Genomic DNA, 17,751 nt, shown 5'->3' on the forward strand with positions numbered 1-17,751 from the left:
AAATACGTGGTTCTGTCCCGCTGAATCCCTGGGAATGCGATCCCTGGGGCTAAGTTGCAATCCGCGGGCGGTTTCGGCGTCCATTCTCAGTTTGCATCGACCCCCATGTTCGAAACGATCCAAAACGGCCTGTCGGAAGCCATGCGCAGCTTGCGCGGCAAAGCCAAGCTGAGCGAAGCGAACATGCGCGAAGGGTTGGAACTGGTCCGCACCGCGCTGTTGGAAGCCGACGTGAATTACGACGTCGCCCAGGAGTTCATCAACCGCGTCAGCGAAGATGCGGTGGGCGAGAAGGTGCTGCAAGCGCTGCGACCCACCGAGCAGCTTGTCGGCATTGTGCATCGGGAGCTCGTCAACCTGATGGGCCCGGTCGATCACTCGTTGAACATGCACGAGGGGACCAACATCCTCATGCTGTGCGGCCTGCAAGGCTCCGGCAAAACCACCACCTGCGGCAAGCTGGGCCGCTTAATTCAGCAGCGTGGCCGGCGCGTGATGTTAGTCGCCGCCGACTTGCAGCGCCCGGCAGCCATCGATCAGTTGCACGTGATCGGCGAGCAATTGGGTTTGGCCGTTTACAGTGAACGGGGCGCGCCCGATCCGGTGGTGGTGTGCCACAACGCGGTTCGCAAAGCCAAGGAGGAAGGCATCGCGGTCGTGATTCTCGATACCGCCGGCCGGTTGCACATTGACGATGAGTTGATGGAGCAACTAAAGCGGATCGACAAGCGCGTGGAGCCCGACCAAGTGCTGCTGGTGGTCGATGGCATGACGGGCCAAGACGCCGTCAACAGCGCCAAAGCCTTCAACGAGGCGCTGGAGCTGGACGGGCTGGTGATGACCAAGCTGGATGGCGATGCCCGCGGCGGCGCGGCGTTGTCGGTCAAGCAAGTCACGGGCGTGCCGATCAAATTCATCGGCACCGGCGAGCATTTGGACAACCTGGAGGAATTCCATCCGGACCGCATGGCCAGCCGCATTTTGGGCATGGGCGACATGCTTTCGCTGGTCGAAACCGCGCAGCGCGAATTCGACCAGGAAGAAATGGCCAAGGCCGAAGCGCGGATGCGCCAAGGCGAGTTCACACTGGATGATTTTCGGGCACAGATGAGCCAATTGGCCCGACCCGGCCTGATGAAAAAAATGATGGGCATGATGCCGGGCATGGGGGGATTGAACGAATTGATGGAGCAATTCGACGAGGCGGAAATCCACCGTCTAAATGGCATGATCGATTCGATGACAGCGGAGGAACGCCGCAATCCAGGCGTAATCGATCAAAGCCGGCGCCGCCGAATTGCCGCCGGCAGCGGCGTGGAACCGCACGAAGTGAACGACCTGGTCAAGCAATTCGACGGCATGGCCTCGTTGATGAAAGAGATGTCGGGGCTGGGCATGCGCGATAGAATGCGTAAAATGCAACAATTGCAGTCAGGCGGCTTTCTGAATCCAGGGAGCCAACTTTCGGCCAAAAAAATCGGCACCGGCAAACGCCTGACCGCCGACGAAAAACGGAAAATGAAAAAACAGCGCGAGAAAGAACTGCGCAAAAAGAAACGAGAATCGAGAAACTAAAAAACTAACAGCAACTAGCGGCTAGCCACTAGCAACTAGCCGCAGCAGTTACACTAAGCGTGTCTGTCGCTAGTTGCTAATCGCTAATTGCTAGTCGCTTCAAAGGAGACCCACGTGGCCGTTAAAATTCGCATGAAACGCTTAGGGCGGAAGCACCGCTCTTATTTTCGCATTTGCGCTACCGACTCCCGCGCCCCGCGCGATGGTCGGGTGATTGAAGAAATCGGCAGTTACGATCCGATGATTCCGCTCACCGACGCCCGCTGCCAGCTCAACCACGATCGGGTGAAATACTGGCTGGGCGTGGGAGCCAAACCTTCGGACCGCGTCAGCATTCTGATTAAAAAATACGGCCCGGAAGGAACGCACCTGAAAGAGCAAGAAGCGGCCGTCGCTCAATACAAAGCGCCCAAAGTCGTGCCCGATGCCGGCGAGCCGAAGCTGATCGCCAAGCCCAAGAAAGCCGAAGAAGCCCCGGCCGAAAGCGCCCCCGCTGAATCCTCCGGCGGCGTGGAAGCAACAGCGCCCGCAGCGGAGTGACGTTTGAGTGAGGCTCAGATGAGCCCGTACACCAGTTTGTTTTCGAATCCGACCGACATCATCATTGTGTTAGTATTGGTGAATGTTTGGTTAATCTTCGGAGTAACGACATTACGGTCCCGGCAAGTGCAACGTGGATGTGTTACGGTCGGCTATTGTTGGGCCTGTGCACGCGCATTAATTTGGTTGTGCACTGCGATCGCTGCGATTTTTATATTTGGGCTGATTTTTCTAGAATGGCTTCACGTCAAATCTGGTTTGTGGACGTTCTACGAGCTTTTTTGGTTCTTTGGCGTTATTGCTGTGTTCCGGCTGCTTCCCTTTTATTGCGTTGGAATACTGTGCTGGTGTTTAGTGCTAAAGGCGCGCGGCATAACTAACAGAGACACAATTCTTTCCACGATTGCTTTGCTGATAGCCCTGGCAATTGATGCGCTCCTGTATTTTGCCGTCGAAGTGATCTCAAAAAGTCAAATTGCTTAAGAGCTTGATCCACGGGGTGTTTCTTTTCTTGATCTGCCATGCGATTCGATGTCTTGACGCTGTTTCCGGAAATGTTTTCCGGCTATCTCAGCCAGAGTTTGCTTAAGCTGGCAATTGAGCGCGGGTTGGTGCAGGTTAATTTGCACAACATCCGCGATTGGGCCCAGGGGAAGCACAAGGTGGTGGACGACCGGCCCTATGGCGGCGGCCCGGGAATGCTGCTCAAGGTGGAACCGGTTGTGGAATCTGTCGAAGCCGTCCAAAAAATGCCAGGGCCTGCTAACGAGATCGCACCCGGCCATCTCATCATGCTCACGCCGACCGGGCGCAAACTCGCGCAGCCGATTGTGGAAGAATTGGCCGGTCACAAACGCCTGCTGCTGCTCTGCGGCCGGTACGAAGGCTTTGACGACCGGGTCCGGCAGATTCTCAAGCCCGACGAAATTTCCATCGGCGATTACATTCTCGGCGGCGGCGAAGTGCCGGCCATGGTGCTGATCGACACCGTCATTCGCCTGGTGCCCGGCGTGCTCGGCGATGAAGACAGCGCCCGCTGCGATTCGTTTTCCGTCCAATCACTACCCGGAGAAAAAAAATCTGCTGGGGGCTCGGCGGCCTGGACTCCAGCCACCCCGCGGCTGTTGGAAGCCGGCCATTTCACCCGGCCCAGGGAATACCGCGGTCTGACCGTGCCGGAAGTACTCATCAGCGGCGATCATGAGGCCATTGCCCGATGGCGTGCGGAGCAAAGTTTGCAGATTACGGGGGAGCGGCGGCAGGATTTACTGTCCGGCGAACAAGCGAAGGTGGCCGGAAAGTCGCCGCAGTCGTAAAATTTGATGAAGTAACTCGTTGAAGATCAAACTGTTGCGCGGGTCGTGCGCCATCGCAGGGAAGTTGCCACAGTCCCCCTTGGGTGCGGCCGAAAAACCAGTTACACTACTAGTTCACTGCTTCGAGGAATGTAGTGGCCGCTGTCCCCAGCGGCTGAGGACAGCCGCGGCTACATTTTCTCTTTGGATTCACCACACTTGGCGGCCAACACACACGTTAATCACGCAAGTAAAAATGAGCCAGCAAATTCTTGAACTCGTCGAAAAAAGCAGCCTGAAGGCTGATGTGCCCGAATTCGCTATCGGCGACACCATCGACGTGCATACCCGCATTCTGGAAGGCGAAAAAGAGCGCATCCAAATTTTCAACGGCGTGGTGATTGCCCGCAGCGGTTCCGGCAGCCGCGAAATGTTCACCGTTCGCCGCATTGTGCAAGGCGAAGGCGTGGAGCGGAAGTTTCCGCTGCATTCGCCCAAAATCGCCAAAATCGAAGTCAAGCGCAGCGGCGTAGTGCGTCGGGCCAAGTTGTACTTCCTGCGCGATCGGGTCGGCAAAGCCGTCCGGCTCCGTCAGCGCCGCGGCGAAAAGCAAGATGTGGTTGTGCCCGGCGAGGAGACCGTCGCGGCCGAACCCAAGCGCAAGGAAGAAGCCAAGCGCGAGCCGGCGGCTGTGTGAGCTTCGATTGAACCGCGGAGACACTGAACCGCAGAGACACAGAGGCGCGGAGAGGGCAGTTCATAAATAAAATCTACTCTGCGTCTCAGCGCCTCTGCGGTTAGTTTTAGAGCACGAGGTTCATCTATGCACTGGCCCGGGGCAATTCGCTCGCGCTGGGCCAAATTCTGGCAGACCAAGCCGCTGGGTTATTTGGGCGAGCGAGCCGCGGAAAAACATCTCAAGCGCCAAGGTTACAAAATTGTCGCCCGAGGTCTGCGGCTGCGGGGCGGCGAGTTGGATTTGGTGGCGGTTGACGGGCGATGCGTGGTGTTCGTGGAAGTCAAAACCCGGCGAACCATGCAATTTGGCCGACCGGCTGAAGCCGTCGACGCCCGCAAGCAGTGGCATATAACCCGGGCCGCGCTGTTCTATTTGAAACGGCATGGGCTGCTGGAAAATCCATCGCGGTTTGACGTGGTGGCGGTCACCTGGCCGCACGGAGCCAACCGGCCGACGATTGAGCATTTTCGCAATGCCTTCGAAGCGACGGGCGTGGAGGGGATGTATAGCTAGGGCGAGGGACGAAGGGCGAGAGAGGGGCAAGAATTATAAAGCCGCGACCGTTGGTCGCGCGGGAATTGTAGGAGAGGAATCCTTTCCTCGACGGAATCGCGAATCGGTCAAAGTCGGCGAAAGAATTCGCCTCCTACAGGAGCGCGGCTTGTTGAACCGTCGTCAACTGTTCGATGCCCTGCTTGGCCAACCGCAACAGCGTTTGCAATTCGTCTTCGGTGAACGTGGCTTCTTCGCCCGTGCCTTGCACTTCGATGAAGCGGCCGTCGCCGGTCATCACCACGTTCATGTCGACGGCGGCGTCAACGTCTTCGGAATAGTCGAGATCGAGCAGCGGTTGGCCTTCGACTATGCCGACACTGACAGCAGCCACACTGGCGGAGAGAATTTTTTTGGGTGCAGTGCCTCCGCCTGCTTCCACTGGCAAAGAATTGAGCGCATCGACCAGCGCGATGTAGGCTCCCGTGATGCTGGCGGTGCGTGTGCCGCCATCGGCTTCCAGCACATCGCAATCGACGGCGACGGTTCGTTCGCCGATGGCATCCAAATCGATAATGGCCCGTAGGCTGCGGCCGATCAGGCGTTGGATTTCGGTGGTGCGACCATCCGTCTTTCCGTCACGTTCGCGTTTTTTCCTTGGGCTGGTGCTGCCCGGGAGCATGTTGTATTCCGCGGTAAGCCAGCCGCGCCCTTTGCCGGCCATCCACTCGGGCACTTTAGGATCGACCGAGGCCGTACACAACACCGTGGTGCCTCCGGCCTGGAACAATACGCTGCCCGGCGCGGTGCGTGTGAACCGGCGAGTAATTTTCAACGGGCGAAGCTCGTCGTTTTTTCGACCATCGTGCCGCATAATTTGATAATCTAATTTCACCACGGAGACACAGAGGCACAGAGAGGCAATAAATTTATGATGTAGGAAGTAGATATAAGGACGAGTTCCGCAATTCTTACATGCTACATTCTAAATCCTACTTCTTACATTCCTTTCTTCTCCGTGCCTCTGTGTCTCCGTGGTTATATCCACGCTAATTTAACGACTCAGCAACCACGCGAGAATGCCCTTCTGCACGTGCATGCGGTTGCCGGCCTGTTGCACGACCACGCTGTGGGGGCTGTCGATGACTTCATCGGTGACTTCTTCCCCGCGATGGGCCGGCAAGCAGTGCATGAAATAAGCCTCGGCCGGCGCCTGTTTCATCAGCCCGGCGTTGACTTGATAGGCGGCGAAATCTTTGCGGCGTTTCGCCCCTTCGGCTTCCTGCCCCATGCTGGCCCAAACATCGGTATACACCGCCACTGCGCCCTTGACGGCGGCCACAGGATCGGCAGTTAGCGTCAAATTAAGCTGCGGAATTTCGCGATTGAAGCGGGTCACATCGTCCGCGGTGAATTGGTAACCCGCCGGCGAAGCCACGACAATTTTCATTCCCAGCCGGCCGCAGCCTTCCACCAAACTGCGGGCCACGTTGTTGGCATCACCCACAAAAGCCAGCGTCAGGCCGTTTAACTTGCCGACCAGTTCGCGCAGGGTATACAAATCGGCCATCGCCTGACAGGGGTGGGCGTAATCGGTCAGGCCGTTGATCACCGGGCAGGTGCTGTGCTGCGCGACTTCGACCACGGTATCGTGCCGCTTGGAGCGAATGACAATGCCGTCCACATATTGGCTGAGGACGCGGGAGAAATCGGCCATGCTTTCCCGCGAGCCGAAGCCCACGTCGCTGCCCAGGAACAAACTTCCGCCGCCCAGTTGCACCATGCCGGCTTCAAAGCTGACCCGCGTGCGCAGCGAAGGTTTTTCGAATAGCATGCCGATGGTGCGGCCCGGCAAAATCGCCTCTCGCACCCCTTGGGCATACTTCGATTTCAGATCGGCCGTGATGGCGAACACACGTTCGATTTCGGCGGAAGAAAAGTCGGTGACGGAAAGCAAATGTCGCATGTGGCAGGCAGAAATGAGGAGTGGGGAATGTGGAATGTGGAATGGAAAATTCGAAGGCACAACGTGTGCGACGTTTTGGCTGCACGGCTCGCGCCGCGCTTGCGGTTTAGCACGCCTAACCTTTCGGCTCTTGTTTCATCACCTCGGCTAAAATATCGCAGCCTTCGTGAACTTCGTTTTCGCTAATGTTCAACGCTGGCAGCAGGCGCAGGACGGTGCCGTGAGTGCAATTAACGAGCAGCCGTTTGTCGAGGCAGCCTTTGACAATGGGCGCGCCGTCGGCAGCAAGTTCCACGCCGATCATCAATCCCAAAATTCGCACCTGGCGGATGAGATTGCACTCCTGCTGCAGTTTTTCCAGGCGTGCGCAGAAAAGATCACTGATGTGGCGGGCATGTTCGAGCAAATTTTCGTTTTCCACCGCTTCGATATACGCCACTCCGGCGCGGGCCGCAATCGGGTTGCCGCCAAACGTGGCCGCATGCATGCCGGGGCGCAAACTCGGGGCGATTTCCGGCTTCGTCAACAGCACGCCACCCGCAATGCCGCCGCAAACGGCTTTGGCCAGCGTCATGACGTCGGGCGTGACGTCGAAGTGTTGATAGGCAAACCACTGACCGGTACGGCCGCAGCCGGTTTGCACTTCGTCGAACATGAGAAGCACATTATTTTCGTCGCAGAGTTGGCGAAGACCGGGGAGAAAATCGGCCGGCGGAATGTTAATGCCCCCTTCGCCTTGGACCGGCTCGACCAAAATGGCGGCCGTTTCGCGGTCGATCAAATTCTTCACGGCGTTCAAATCGCCGAACGGGGCGTACACAAATCCGGCCATCAGCGGTCCCAGACCTTCGTGATATTTGGGCTGGGCCGTGGCGGCGGTGGCGCCCAACGTGCGGCCATGAAACCCTCCGGTGAAGGTGATAATTTTGTAGCGTTCTTTGGGCGTGTGCAGCCGGGCCAATTTAATGGCGGCCTCGTTGGCTTCGGTGCCGGAATTACAGAAAAACGCTTGCCCGCCAAAGCTGCGTTCGGACAGCGCTTGGGCCCATTGCCCTTGCCAAGGCGTGTGCCAGGTGTTGGGCACGTGAATCAGCGTGGCCACCTGGTCTTGTACCGCTTCGACCACCGCCGGCGGACAGTGCCCGAGCAGATTGCACCCCCAGCCGGGAAAGAAATCCAAATAGCGATTTCCTTCGGCATCCCACACATAGGAGCCCTCGCCGCGGACCAGCGACACTGGATACCGGGCATAATTGGGCACCACGTATTTTTGGAACAGTTCGATGGTTTCAGGGGACGACATGGTGGCGGTGTCGGGCATGGGATGGAGTGAGTGGTTATAAATTAATGGCTTTGTATATTTTCGGAATTTTCACAGCGATCCGACCCGCGCTTGCGGTTTAGCATGCCCCGTTGGGAAAGATGGATGACAGGCCACCTTGCTTTTGGTTCGCATTCATGGATGTTTTCAGGTGATCATTCATCTCGGACCATTTCGGTGCCTACTCCTTTGTTGGTGTAGATTTCCAGCAGGAGGGAATGGCGGAGCTGGCCGTCGATGATGTGAATTTTCCGCACGCCCTTGTCAAGAATGTCTAAACAACCCTGGACCTTGGGAATCATGCCGCTTTCAATCGCGCCGTCACGAATCATCTGCCGGGCTTGTTCGGCGGTGAGCGAATGGATGAGCGTGTCGGGATCGTCTTTTTTGCGGCGCACGCCGTTGACGTCGCTTAGAAAAATCAACTTTTCCGCGCCCAGCGCCGTGGCGACGGCGGTGGCGGCGGTATCGGCATTGACGTTGAGCTTTTCACCGCCGGGGCCCAAGCACATCGACGGAATCACGGGCACTTGGCCAGCATAGCACAAGTTTTCGATGGTGGTGCGGTCAGCCCGCGTGACGGTGCCGACGTGTCCTAAATCGATGTCGCCGCCGGCATCGTCTTTCAGTGTCATCCGCTCGCCGAACAGCACATTCGTGGTGCGAAAATTCAACGGCATGGCGCGGCCGCCGAATTCTTCGATCGAGTGGGCAATTTGCTCGCAGGTTTCGTAGGCCAGGACTTGTTCTACGATTTTCAGTGTGGCGTCATCAGTGTAGCGGCGTCCCTGAATGAACCGCGGTTTGAGCCCAGCGGCATCCATTGCCCGGCTGATGGCCGCCCCGCCGCCATGCACCACGACCGGCCGCATGCCGACGCTTTCCATGAAGACCACGTCGATGAGCAAATGCCGCAAGGCATTGGCGTCTTCCATCACGCTGCCGCCGAGCTTGATGACGGTGATCTTGTCGCGGAAGCGGCGAATCCAGCCCAGGGCTTCAATCAGCACGTCGGCTTTTTCGATGGCGTGTTGATGTTGCGGTTCGACGGTCACGGTATGTCAAACTCCCCCTGAACTTCTTCGCTGCGTGCAGGTTACGACTAAACGGCTGTTTGAGGAGAAACACGTTATTTAACCGCTTATCAAGGGGGGCTGTCAACGATCCCAACCGGGTCCAAATCCGTATACTCGTTGACTGCCGAAGCAAGGGTTGGTATCTTATTGCAATGCGATTGCAATAGGCCGTGCTTTCCAGCGGCGGCTTTACTTTCGCCACTCGCACCTTAGTTCGACCGATGTTTTACCGTCTAACAGCCCGAGTTTTGCTGGCCTGGTACGGCGTGATTGCGCTGTGGGGGCAAGGGCTGCACGAGTTTTTGGATGACGATGGTTGTTGCGATCAGGCGCAGCAATCGGCCCCGGCGGCGGTTGCTTCGGCCGAGATTACCGCACAGGTGACTTTAGTCGGTTTGTCATCACAGACGGGACCTGCCCTCGCAGTTCAATCGCCCAGCGGCCATTGTCACGATTGCGACAATTGCCCGATTTGTCAATTTCAAGCCGTAGGGCAACATTTTGTTCCACCGCCGCCAGCCGTTGCCGCGCTGGTGGCCTGCGAAATTCTTTCTTCGAGCCCGGTTGAATCGATTCATTGCCCGGCGCTCTTCTCTTCAGCGCAGCCTCGTGCGCCGCCGGTCGCTTAGCGACATCTTTGTATGGCACAGCGGCGAATTCGCTAATCGTCTAGCGATTGGCTTCTCGTTCGCTGCTTGCGCCCCGAAGTAACCGTCGTTTGCGCTGAAACTTCGTTTGCGAACTGCTTGCGCTTTCGTCTGCGCCGGCGGTGAGCATGCTCGTTTGGAGGACGCACCGATGAATGCGCGTAGGCGCGCGCTTGGTCATGCGCATGGTGGTTTTACGTTGGTCGAGTTGCTGGTGGTGATTGCCATCATCGGCATCTTGATTGCGCTGTTGCTGCCGGCCGTGCAGTCTGCCCGCGAGGCGGCTCGACGTACGCAGTGTTCTAGCAACCTGCGGCAAGTCGGTTTGGCCCTGCGGCGCTATTGCGACGTGCACAACGGCCTGTGGCCGCAAACCACGGGTTCGGCCGGAGTCAATCCGGACCCAACCTCGGGCTTGTACACCACGGCGTGGATTTACACGGTTGCGCCTTTCATGGAAGACGTGGATGCCATCAGGATTTGTCCGGACGATCCCAACGGGGATGCCCGCCTGGCGTTAAAAATGACCAGCTATGCGCTGAGTGCGTATTTATCGACGGAGTGTCCGCCGCCTAATTTTTTGAATGCTTGGAAGCTGAAGCAGAGTTCTAAAACCATTGTGACGTATGAGGTCGCGAATTCGCTGCCGGTGGAACTCACGGAGGACCACGTCCACAGCTACAAATGGTTTTTGAAGTCGGTCATTTTGCAAAACGGTGTGTGGGCCGCCATCACCGGCGAAGTGCAAGTCGACCGGCACGGCGACGGGGCGAACTACTTGTACGCCGACGGTCACGTGGATTGGATTTCCGCAACGCAGATTTCCACCTGGGCAAACACGCCTTTTAATTTTGCCATTCCGCCCGGCATGAACCAGTGAAGACGGCATCTTTTAATTTCATTCATTCCGATTGATCAACAACTTGAGAAAGGGACTTGACATGCGATTTTTTCGCCATTTGATTTCGATAGCCGCTTTGTTTTTTTTCGTGTGGGCCACGGCGGCCCGTGCCGATTTTGACGTTTCGCCGCGTGTAGAAGGTGGTGCGATTGTCACGTATGGCTATGACGACGAAGCGCCGACGGATGAGGCGCTGACGCCAACCCCACCCCGCGTGTTCGAATTCGATATGGACGATCCGGGGCCAAATATCACCACCGACCCGGGCTTCCATGCGCTGGCGGTCGGCAGTGGGTTCACGCCCAGCGGTTTGCCGGACGGAAGCTGGCTGAGCTTTGACGTGCTCAGCAACTTGCAGTATTGGAACGGCTCGACGTTTGTCGCGGCGAACTCGGGTAACACGCTCTATTTGCAACTTGGTTCCAGTTATGTGGGCGTGACAGGAACAACGGGGACTCAATCTGGATTTTTAATTGGCCAGGTGGGGGGCAACTTTACGCCGCCGGATACTTATTCGGCGGGCGACGAAGGTCTGCATGTGCATTTGCAGTCTTCCATCGTTTATGGATCCATGGCCACCGAACCGAGTCCCGACGGCATTTACATGGTTGAAATGGATTTGAGGTTGCTGAGTTCGGATCAGGTCACGCCGTATCCAGGCATCAGCAATTCGCTGCCGTTTTGGGTAATCTACGATCCCCTTGCCGTTTACGACGACCCCGACGATCCGGTAGATGCGGCAGTGGCTTACCAAAACAGTGTGGTGCCGGAGCCAGCGAGCTTTGTTTTGGCCGGTTTGGGTGGGTTGGCTTTGATGGGTGTGTGCCTGAGTCGACGGCTTTCCATCAAAGTGAAAAGTGTTTAGCAGATTGCTGAAATTCAAACGGGTTTTTTAACGCGCTGTTGTCGATGGGCGTCGCCGCAAGTGCGGCGTCCGTCGGCAACACGCCTTTACCAATCATCACGAAGAGGCTCTTGCTTCCGGGAGATAAGTTATGCGATTTTTATCCGTTTCGATTTTTGCGGCCGCGCTATTGTTTCTGGTTTGCGCGGGGCCGGCTCGTGCCGTGTACGATATTGCTCCTCGACTCGTTACCCTGTCGTCTGGACAGCAAAGCCTTGCGACCTTCGGTTACGACGATGCCGGCGACAATTCGTTTAACCCGGTCTACCTAACGGTCAACCCCCTCCGGGTTTTCTCTTATTACTTCGGCGACTATCAGGATCCTTATTTCGATGAAGATCCTGGCACGCACGGACTGGCCACTACCAGCGGATACACCCCGAGTAATCTTCCGCAGGGAAGTTGGATGTCGTTCGACGTGATGAGCAGTCTGCAATACTGGAGCGGCGACGGTCCGGTTTCGTTCGGCAACGTGCCTGCGGGCGAAACGCTGCAGATGTACCTGCCCGGTTCGCTGCCCGGACAAAAACTGGGTTCAGTGACGATCGGCACGGGCACAGGTTTTCAACCCGGCTTTCCACTGCAAAACGTCGATGCCTATGGCGGAATGCACAAACACATGTGGACGGAGTTGCAGGCCGGCACAAATTCGACGCCCGCCGACGGCATTTATCTGTTTGAGATGCGGGATAAGTTGTTGGAGTCCGACGCGCAAACGCCATATCCTGGCGTGGCGGATTCGCTGCCTTTTTTTGTGATGTTCGACAACAACGAGAGTTTGTCGGTTTTCCAACAAGCCCAAACTTGGGTGACGGACAACCTCGTGCCGTTTGGCGATTTCAATCGCGATGGGCAAGTCGACGCCGCGGACATTCCAGCCATGATGAACGCTTTAACGAACTTGAGCGCCTATCAAGCCAACAATAACTTGACCAATTTCGAACTAATGGCCTTCGGCGACATCAACAGCGACGGCAAAATTAACAATGGCGATTTGCAAGGGCTGCTGAGTTTGTTCACGAGCGGCGAGAACGTACTGGTGCCTGAACCAGCAAGCGTGGTGTTGTTGGCCACTGGAGTCATCATGCTCATGTTGGTGCGCACAGCCAAAGTCTCTCCTGTGGGCCGAAGTATGAAACTGCTCGTGGTTCGAGGGTCGAATGCTTTATGACAGCCATCGCACTTTCCGCGATCACGTTCTTCTCGACCGCCTTCGGCGGAATGTTTGCGCTGCGTTGGCGGAAGCAACTCTACCTCGTAATGGGATTTTCCGCCGGTATTCTTGTGGCCGCAGCCTTGCTCGATCTGCTGCCGGATGCCTTTGAAGTTGTAGGACAATCTGGGGAATCGACTGTCAAACAAGTTCTTCAGTGCGCTGCCATGGGATTCCTCGTGTATTACAGTTTGGAACAATTCGTTCACCGGGGAGCGGCGGTGCATGAAAAACGTCAAGGAAAAGCGGCGTTTGCGTCGGTGGCTGCATTTGGTCTCACGGTTCACAGCTTCCTCGATGGGTTTGCAATCGGCAGCGCTTTTCAGGCAAACTCAACGATCGGCGGACTTGTCGCTTTGGCCGTGATTGCCCATGACTTCGGTGATGGAGTTTCGACCGTCGGTGTGGTTTTGGGATCGGGCGGCGCACTGCGGGCATCAATTGGCTGGCTTCTGGCCGATGCAATTGCTCCGGTAATTGGTTGCTCGGCGGCGCTGGGAATGTCGATTTCTCAGGGATTGATTGCCGACCTATTGGGGTTTTTTGCCGGCTCGTTCCTGTTTATTGGTGCCGCCCACTTGCTTCCTGAAGCGGAAGAAGAGGGCAATGTCATGTGGTTATGGTTGGTTGTTGTGGCGGGATTTGGACTGATGTTTCTTGTCAACAAATTACTCAAAGTGTAAACGAATCATGCTTATTCTGGAAAATGTCAAAAAATCATTCGTCGAACCGGGCGGAGGGGTACTGCCGATTCTTGATGTGCACCAATTTCGCGTCGAGGCCGGTGAGCAGATCGTACTCATCGGGCGCAGTGGCTCGGGAAAAACCACGCTCTTGCATTTAATTGCCGGGATCAGCCGGCCCGATGCAGGCACCATTCGCATCGACGGCGTCAACATCGTGCAATTGCCCGAAGCTGGGCGCGATCGATTTCGAGCCGACAAAATCGGCTACGTTTTCCAAACCTTTAACCTGCTGCCTGGTTTCACGGCGTTGGAAAACGTGTTGCTGGGCATGTCGTTCGCCACGGGGCGGCCCAAGCCCGAACGAGCGCGACATCTGTTGGATCGTGTGGGTTTGGCGAAACGGCTGCACCATAAGCCCGCGCAGCTTTCGGTCGGCGAACAGCAGCGCGTCGCAGTAGCCCGGGCTTTGGCCAATAAACCGAAACTGTTGTTGGCCGATGAGCCGACGGCGAACATTGACACGCAGCATCAGCAGCAAGTCATCGATCTAATTCGCGAGACCTGCCGCGAAGAACATGTGGCTCTGGTGTTAGTAACGCATACGCCGGAAGTTGCCAAGCAATTTGAACGGGTAGAAAATTTAGAGAATATCAATCTGGCAACAGCCGGATCAGCAAAATAGCAACGCTGATTGGGCGCAAGTGAATCCTGAAGCTTTCGTGAATCATCTTTAACTTTTCAACTCTTTTATTAGGATCTTCGCACCATGAATCTTTGGAAAATTGCCTGGCGCAGCATTCAGCAACGAGCGCTGGCTTCGGTGCTCACGGGCCTCTCGATGGCGCTGGGAGTCTCGTTGGTCGTGGCGGTATTGATTATCGGACAAGTCGTGGAAAAATCGTTCGCTTCCGGCAACTCACTGGGTTACAACGTGATCATCGGCGCTAAAGGGGGCCGGTTGGATCTGCTGCTGAACACGGTTTATTACCTGAACCGGCCCATCGAAAATATCCCCTGGGATTATTACAAGGAATTTCTGCCTGCCGCCCAGCGGAGCGATCACAAAGATGGCAAGTATGCCGACGATGTGGATGTGGCCATTCCCGTGTGCCTGGGCGACGTGGTCGGCGAAAACGGTCAATACCGCGTGGTCGGCACCACGCCGGAAATGTTCACCAAACTGCTGCATTCCACATTTTCTGCCGGAGAAAACTTTAAGCAAGAACAATTCAGAACGGCCGTGATCGGCGCGGAAGTGGCCAAACATCTCAATCTAAAGGTTGGCGACAGCTTCCAACCCCAACACGGCGTGGGAGGGGAAAAACACATTGCGTTTAAGATCGTGGGAGTGCTGGACCGCACCAGTACGCCGGTCGATCGGGCCGCATTTGTGAACATGGAAGGCTTTTTTCTGATTCCCGACCATGCCAAAGGCCACGTCGAAGAGGAGCACAAGCCGGGCGAAAAGGAAGAAAACCCTGAGGACGAGGTGCTCGACAAGCCCCTCCCCGAGGACCAGCGCGAAGTGACCGACGTGCTCATCCGCACGGCCAGCATTGGCGGGGCGCCCCCTGAATTGGTAGCGCCCGATTTGGTCAAGCATGTGAACAAGGAATTTATCGCACAAGCGATTGAGCCCATTAAGGAAATTACCGTCCTTACCAACACGTTCGTGCGTCCCACTCAAATGATCTTATTGGTGCTCACGGTATTAATCGTGATCGTAGCGGGCATTGCAATTCTGGTGAGCATCTATAATTCCATGTCGGAACGCCGACACGAAATTGCCGTGATGCGGGCATTGGGTGCCCACCGAGGCAAAATCATGATGATCGTGTTGACCGAGTCGATTATGCTGGCGCTAGGAGGCGGAGCCGTGGGCTGGCTGGCGGGCCACCTGCTGGTTGGCGCGGCGGCACCCACGATTACCGATTACACCGGAGTGGCCGTGAACTTCTTGCAATTTGTGCCCGGCTCGGAGTTAATTTTAATACCGGGATTGATTGTACTGGCATCGCTCGTGGGCTATCTGCCGGCTCTGTCGGCATACCGAACCGACGTAGCTCGGGCTTTAACATCGACTCCATGAAGTAATACGCGGCTGATCGCTCTACGACTTCACGTTCACCGGTCCGTGATCGTCGCAATGGTCGCCATGCGGATGATGCAGGTGGCCATTCACCAAATAGTCAACGTGGTCGCCATGGGGAATTTGTGGATGACCGCAATTCGGCCCGTGAACGTGGCCCTGCTCATGCCCACTACATTTGTGGCCGGGTGTGCAACCGTCAGGATTGGTGGCGGATACCGCGATCACACATTCGTCCACATGATCTCCGTGGACATGATGCAAGTGCCCGTCGTGTAAATAATCGACATGGCCGTCATGCTGAATTGCCAGGTGGCCACAGCCTGGGCCGTGCAGGTGTTTGTGCTCTTTTACCTTTGTGCAAGTGCTCATGAAATCACTCCTGTTTAAGAGATTAATCAGTCACGCACTCGGTTCATGGACGATGATTATTGTCGCGCATGTTTGTCGTGTCAAGTCATTTCGATTTTTGATGCCGAACTTGTTGATGCAGACGCAGATGTAGTTGTCGCAATTTGGTGTTATATTGACTATGATGGATCAGAGAGTGTCCATTTAGTCCTTCGTTCAGACCGGAGTTTATGCGTGAATGCGCGGTGCGGTTTTACGTTGGTCGAACTGCTGGTGGTGATCGCCATCATTGGCATTTTGATTGCGTTATTGTTGCCGGCGGTGCAGTCGGCCCGCGAGGCGGATCGGCGCTCGGAGTGCAGCAATAATTTGAAGCAAATCGGGCTAGCGCTGCAGAATTTTCACGGGGCGAAAGGCGCGTTTCCGAGCGGATATATTTCGCAGCCGGGTGGGGTGATGGGCGCGGCCAATGCCGACACTGGCGATGCCGGGCCGGGTTGGGCCTGCCTGTTCCAGGCATTGCCATTTATGGAAGAAGCGTCCACACAGAAGACGTTTGACCTAACCGTGCCGGCGTGGGACCCAAAAAATGCCACAGCGGCCATCACGCCTCTGGCGGAGTTTCGCTGCCCCTCGGTCAGCGACGATTCGCTCACGTACACGGTGAAAGACACCAGCGGCGCGGCACTGGCGGTGTTTTCGCGTTCGCATTAGGTGGCCTGCTCCGGCAAGCCCGACGTGTGGGCGGATAATCCTGACGACGCGCAAATTCGCAAACTGGCAGACGGCGTGTTCTTCCGCAACAGCAAAATCCGGATCAAGGACATTACCGACGGGCTGAGCCGGACGATGTTTTTTTCGGAGCAAACGCCGGCCCATAGCGATTCCACTTGGGTGGCCGTAGTGCCCGGAGCGGAAACGTGTCGCGCCGCGCTATTTTTTGGCGGGCTGCGACGTGGCCGCTCCGCAGGTGGAATTCCATTGCGGCCCGGGGCTAGATGAATCGCCGCCGGTCATCAAGCCGCCCAACGACCCCTTTCCCGGTTATGTGGACGAGACGCACAGCGAACACGTCGGCGGCTGCAACATTTTGCTGGGCGATGGCGGCGTGCATTGGGCGGCCGACACTATCGACCCGCTAGTGTGGGCGGCGATGGCTACGCGGGCAGGCGGCGAGACACAGGAGATGAATCAATGACGAATTATTTTATTTCGATTCGAATCGGTTACTGGGCGCGACTTATGCGGATGCCGTTGATGATTGCGTGCCTGGCAATGTTTTCGATGCTCGGTTGCAACCGCGAGCCGGCAATCTCGAAGGCCGATGTAAAAGTAGTTGGCGAATTAAAGACGGCCATCGGCGCCAAAAAGTCCGATTGGTTGGAAGCGGCGGGAAAAAACCTGGACGCCAATCGCCAGCAAGGAAAAGCTACGGACGACGAGTATGCAGCATTGGAAAGCATTGTGGCCGACGCCCGGGCGGGACATTGGGACGAGGCCAACTCTCAATTGACGCGTTTAATAACGGCCCAACACGCACCGTAACAGCGTGTTGTGTGAGGCGTCTTCTTTGGTCGACGCGTGGCCGGAGCGGGCGGCAACTGGCACGCTTTTACACTGTTGCGTTTTGCATAAACCCAATGCGGGTTTTTGGAGTGGGTGAGGCTGGGGCAGCTTTTTTGGAAAAAAACTGCTTGACGCGGCCGATTGGTGTATATACATTGTAGTTCCCCGGTGAGGGGTGAAAGAGGTATTCTGGGGGCGCGGATTTTGAATTGAGGAGCCTGCCATGCTTGCGAGATATCGCATTCGACAACTAAGAGCCACCGGACAAAACTAGCTTTCATTAAGCCAAGTACGATAACAGATGATCGCTGCGGCAAGGGTGAGGAAGGCCTGATGGACGAGTGGGTTTCGGTCCCAGCGGATGCGGAGCCGTCGGAACTGATGCAACCA

Annotated in this window: 19 protein-coding genes and 2 pseudogenes; 16 read left to right on the forward strand and 5 right to left on the reverse strand. The window is 56.4% G+C overall.

Annotation, left to right across the window (positions count from 1 at the left end; all coding sequences use genetic code 11):
• Nucleotides 1–105: 105 nt before the first annotated feature.
• The 6 genes and pseudogenes from ffh (at nucleotide 106) to VMJ32_00565 (ending at nucleotide 4,662) form a co-directional block, all read left to right on the forward strand.
• Nucleotides 106–1,575 carry a signal recognition particle protein gene (ffh, locus tag VMJ32_00540; GenBank protein ID HTQ37482.1) on the forward strand — a complete coding sequence of 490 codons (1,470 nt, stop codon included), beginning with the start codon at nucleotides 106–108 and terminating at the stop codon, nucleotides 1,573–1,575.
• Between the two features lie 114 nt (nucleotides 1,576–1,689).
• Complete coding sequence (gene rpsP, locus VMJ32_00545; protein HTQ37483.1) at nucleotides 1,690–2,115, forward strand: 30S ribosomal protein S16; 426 nt, start codon at nucleotides 1,690–1,692, stop codon at nucleotides 2,113–2,115.
• Between the two features lie 18 nt (nucleotides 2,116–2,133).
• Nucleotides 2,134–2,598: a hypothetical protein gene (locus VMJ32_00550; protein HTQ37484.1), complete on the forward strand. Its 465-nt coding sequence runs from the start codon at nucleotides 2,134–2,136 to the stop codon at nucleotides 2,596–2,598.
• A 38-nt stretch (nucleotides 2,599–2,636) separates the two neighbouring features.
• Nucleotides 2,637–3,431, forward strand: a complete 795-nt coding sequence (trmD, locus tag VMJ32_00555) for a tRNA (guanosine(37)-N1)-methyltransferase TrmD (GenBank protein HTQ37485.1) — start codon at nucleotides 2,637–2,639, stop codon at nucleotides 3,429–3,431.
• 235 nt (nucleotides 3,432–3,666) lie between these two features.
• Nucleotides 3,667–4,011: pseudogene (gene rplS, locus VMJ32_00560) on the forward strand (50S ribosomal protein L19).
• Nucleotides 4,012–4,233: 222 nt separating this feature from the next.
• The gene (locus tag VMJ32_00565) at nucleotides 4,234–4,662 is read left to right on the forward strand and encodes a YraN family protein (protein HTQ37486.1); all 429 of its coding nucleotides are present in this window, start codon (nucleotides 4,234–4,236) and stop codon (nucleotides 4,660–4,662) included.
• Nucleotides 4,663–4,795: 133 nt separating this feature from the next.
• Here VMJ32_00565 and rph read toward each other — a convergent pair whose 3' ends face one another.
• The 4 genes from rph to argB form a co-directional block, all read right to left on the reverse strand.
• Nucleotides 4,796–5,515: a ribonuclease PH gene (gene rph / locus VMJ32_00570; protein ID HTQ37487.1), complete on the reverse strand. Its 720-nt coding sequence runs from the start codon at nucleotides 5,513–5,515 to the stop codon at nucleotides 4,796–4,798.
• 180 nt (nucleotides 5,516–5,695) lie between these two features.
• Nucleotides 5,696–6,607 carry an ornithine carbamoyltransferase gene (gene argF / locus VMJ32_00575; GenBank protein HTQ37488.1) on the reverse strand — a complete coding sequence of 304 codons (912 nt, stop codon included), beginning with the start codon at nucleotides 6,605–6,607 and terminating at the stop codon, nucleotides 5,696–5,698.
• A 115-nt stretch (nucleotides 6,608–6,722) separates the two neighbouring features.
• Nucleotides 6,723–7,928 carry an aspartate aminotransferase family protein gene (locus VMJ32_00580; GenBank protein ID HTQ37489.1) on the reverse strand — a complete coding sequence of 402 codons (1,206 nt, stop codon included), beginning with the start codon at nucleotides 7,926–7,928 and terminating at the stop codon, nucleotides 6,723–6,725.
• A gap of 155 nt (nucleotides 7,929–8,083) precedes the next feature.
• Entirely contained in the window at nucleotides 8,084–8,983 is a 900-nt protein-coding gene (gene argB / locus VMJ32_00585; protein ID HTQ37490.1) for an acetylglutamate kinase, read from the reverse strand.
• A gap of 242 nt (nucleotides 8,984–9,225) precedes the next feature.
• Between argB and VMJ32_00590 the strand changes: the two genes are divergently transcribed.
• From VMJ32_00590 to VMJ32_00620, 7 genes are all read left to right on the forward strand, one after another.
• Nucleotides 9,226–9,633 carry a hypothetical protein gene (locus tag VMJ32_00590; protein HTQ37491.1) on the forward strand — a complete coding sequence of 136 codons (408 nt, stop codon included), beginning with the start codon at nucleotides 9,226–9,228 and terminating at the stop codon, nucleotides 9,631–9,633.
• A 169-nt stretch (nucleotides 9,634–9,802) separates the two neighbouring features.
• The gene (locus VMJ32_00595; protein ID HTQ37492.1) at nucleotides 9,803–10,531 is read left to right on the forward strand and encodes a DUF1559 domain-containing protein; all 729 of its coding nucleotides are present in this window, start codon (nucleotides 9,803–9,805) and stop codon (nucleotides 10,529–10,531) included.
• A 61-nt stretch (nucleotides 10,532–10,592) separates the two neighbouring features.
• Complete coding sequence (locus VMJ32_00600) at nucleotides 10,593–11,417, forward strand: PEP-CTERM sorting domain-containing protein (GenBank protein HTQ37493.1); 825 nt, start codon at nucleotides 10,593–10,595, stop codon at nucleotides 11,415–11,417.
• Nucleotides 11,418–11,547: 130 nt separating this feature from the next.
• A complete protein-coding gene (locus VMJ32_00605) occupies nucleotides 11,548–12,627 on the forward strand; it encodes a dockerin type I domain-containing protein (GenBank protein ID HTQ37494.1) in 1,080 nt (359 codons plus the stop codon).
• Complete coding sequence (locus VMJ32_00610) at nucleotides 12,624–13,352, forward strand: ZIP family metal transporter (GenBank protein HTQ37495.1); 729 nt, start codon at nucleotides 12,624–12,626, stop codon at nucleotides 13,350–13,352. The genes VMJ32_00605 and VMJ32_00610 overlap by 4 nt, the downstream gene beginning before the upstream one ends.
• Nucleotides 13,353–13,359: 7 nt before the next feature.
• Complete coding sequence (locus tag VMJ32_00615; protein ID HTQ37496.1) at nucleotides 13,360–14,037, forward strand: ABC transporter ATP-binding protein; 678 nt, start codon at nucleotides 13,360–13,362, stop codon at nucleotides 14,035–14,037.
• 84 nt (nucleotides 14,038–14,121) lie between these two features.
• A complete protein-coding gene (locus VMJ32_00620; protein HTQ37497.1) occupies nucleotides 14,122–15,444 on the forward strand; it encodes an FtsX-like permease family protein in 1,323 nt (440 codons plus the stop codon).
• Nucleotides 15,445–15,465: 21 nt separating this feature from the next.
• Here the strand turns inward: VMJ32_00620 and VMJ32_00625 are convergent, their stop codons facing one another.
• Nucleotides 15,466–15,816: a hypothetical protein gene (locus VMJ32_00625; GenBank protein HTQ37498.1), complete on the reverse strand. Its 351-nt coding sequence runs from the start codon at nucleotides 15,814–15,816 to the stop codon at nucleotides 15,466–15,468.
• A 45-nt stretch (nucleotides 15,817–15,861) separates the two neighbouring features.
• Between VMJ32_00625 and VMJ32_00630 the strand changes: the two are divergent.
• The 3 genes and pseudogenes from VMJ32_00630 (at nucleotide 15,862) to VMJ32_00640 (ending at nucleotide 17,340) form a co-directional block, all read left to right on the forward strand.
• Nucleotides 15,862–16,797 (forward strand): annotated as a pseudogene (locus VMJ32_00630) (DUF1559 domain-containing protein).
• Nucleotides 16,751–16,993, forward strand: coding sequence for a DUF1559 domain-containing protein (locus VMJ32_00635; protein HTQ37499.1), 243 nt, complete (start codon nucleotides 16,751–16,753; stop codon nucleotides 16,991–16,993). The pseudogene VMJ32_00630 and the gene VMJ32_00635 overlap by 47 nt, the downstream one beginning before the upstream one ends.
• Complete coding sequence (locus VMJ32_00640; GenBank protein HTQ37500.1) at nucleotides 16,990–17,340, forward strand: hypothetical protein; 351 nt, start codon at nucleotides 16,990–16,992, stop codon at nucleotides 17,338–17,340. Before VMJ32_00635 ends, VMJ32_00640 begins: the two co-directional genes overlap by 4 nt.
• Nucleotides 17,341–17,751 lie beyond the last annotated feature (411 nt).

The organism is Pirellulales bacterium (assembly GCA_035499655.1).
GTDB lineage: Bacteria > Planctomycetota > Planctomycetia > Pirellulales > JADZDJ01 > DATJYL01.

Coding starts and splice junctions, on each gene's coding strand:
- VMJ32_00590 (HTQ37491.1), top strand. CDS start 9,226: ATGTTTTACCGTCTAACAGCCCGAGTTTTGCTGGCCTGGTACGGCGTG.
- VMJ32_00595 (HTQ37492.1), top strand. CDS start 9,803: ATGAATGCGCGTAGGCGCGCGCTTGGTCATGCGCATGGTGGTTTTACG.
- VMJ32_00640 (HTQ37500.1), top strand. CDS start 16,990: ATGACGAATTATTTTATTTCGATTCGAATCGGTTACTGGGCGCGACTT.
- VMJ32_00625 (HTQ37498.1), bottom strand. CDS start 15,816: ATGAGCACTTGCACAAAGGTAAAAGAGCACAAACACCTGCACGGCCCA.
- VMJ32_00565 (HTQ37486.1), top strand. CDS start 4,234: ATGCACTGGCCCGGGGCAATTCGCTCGCGCTGGGCCAAATTCTGGCAG.
- VMJ32_00610 (HTQ37495.1), top strand. CDS start 12,624: ATGACAGCCATCGCACTTTCCGCGATCACGTTCTTCTCGACCGCCTTC.
- VMJ32_00620 (HTQ37497.1), top strand. CDS start 14,122: ATGAATCTTTGGAAAATTGCCTGGCGCAGCATTCAGCAACGAGCGCTG.
- trmD (HTQ37485.1), top strand. CDS start 2,637: ATGCGATTCGATGTCTTGACGCTGTTTCCGGAAATGTTTTCCGGCTAT.
- VMJ32_00600 (HTQ37493.1), top strand. CDS start 10,593: ATGCGATTTTTTCGCCATTTGATTTCGATAGCCGCTTTGTTTTTTTTC.
- VMJ32_00615 (HTQ37496.1), top strand. CDS start 13,360: ATGCTTATTCTGGAAAATGTCAAAAAATCATTCGTCGAACCGGGCGGA.
- VMJ32_00550 (HTQ37484.1), top strand. CDS start 2,134: ATGAGCCCGTACACCAGTTTGTTTTCGAATCCGACCGACATCATCATT.
- rph (HTQ37487.1), bottom strand. CDS start 5,515: ATGCGGCACGATGGTCGAAAAAACGACGAGCTTCGCCCGTTGAAAATT.
- VMJ32_00605 (HTQ37494.1), top strand. CDS start 11,548: ATGCGATTTTTATCCGTTTCGATTTTTGCGGCCGCGCTATTGTTTCTG.
- argF (HTQ37488.1), bottom strand. CDS start 6,607: ATGCGACATTTGCTTTCCGTCACCGACTTTTCTTCCGCCGAAATCGAA.
- VMJ32_00580 (HTQ37489.1), bottom strand. CDS start 7,928: ATGCCCGACACCGCCACCATGTCGTCCCCTGAAACCATCGAACTGTTC.
- ffh (HTQ37482.1), top strand. CDS start 106: ATGTTCGAAACGATCCAAAACGGCCTGTCGGAAGCCATGCGCAGCTTG.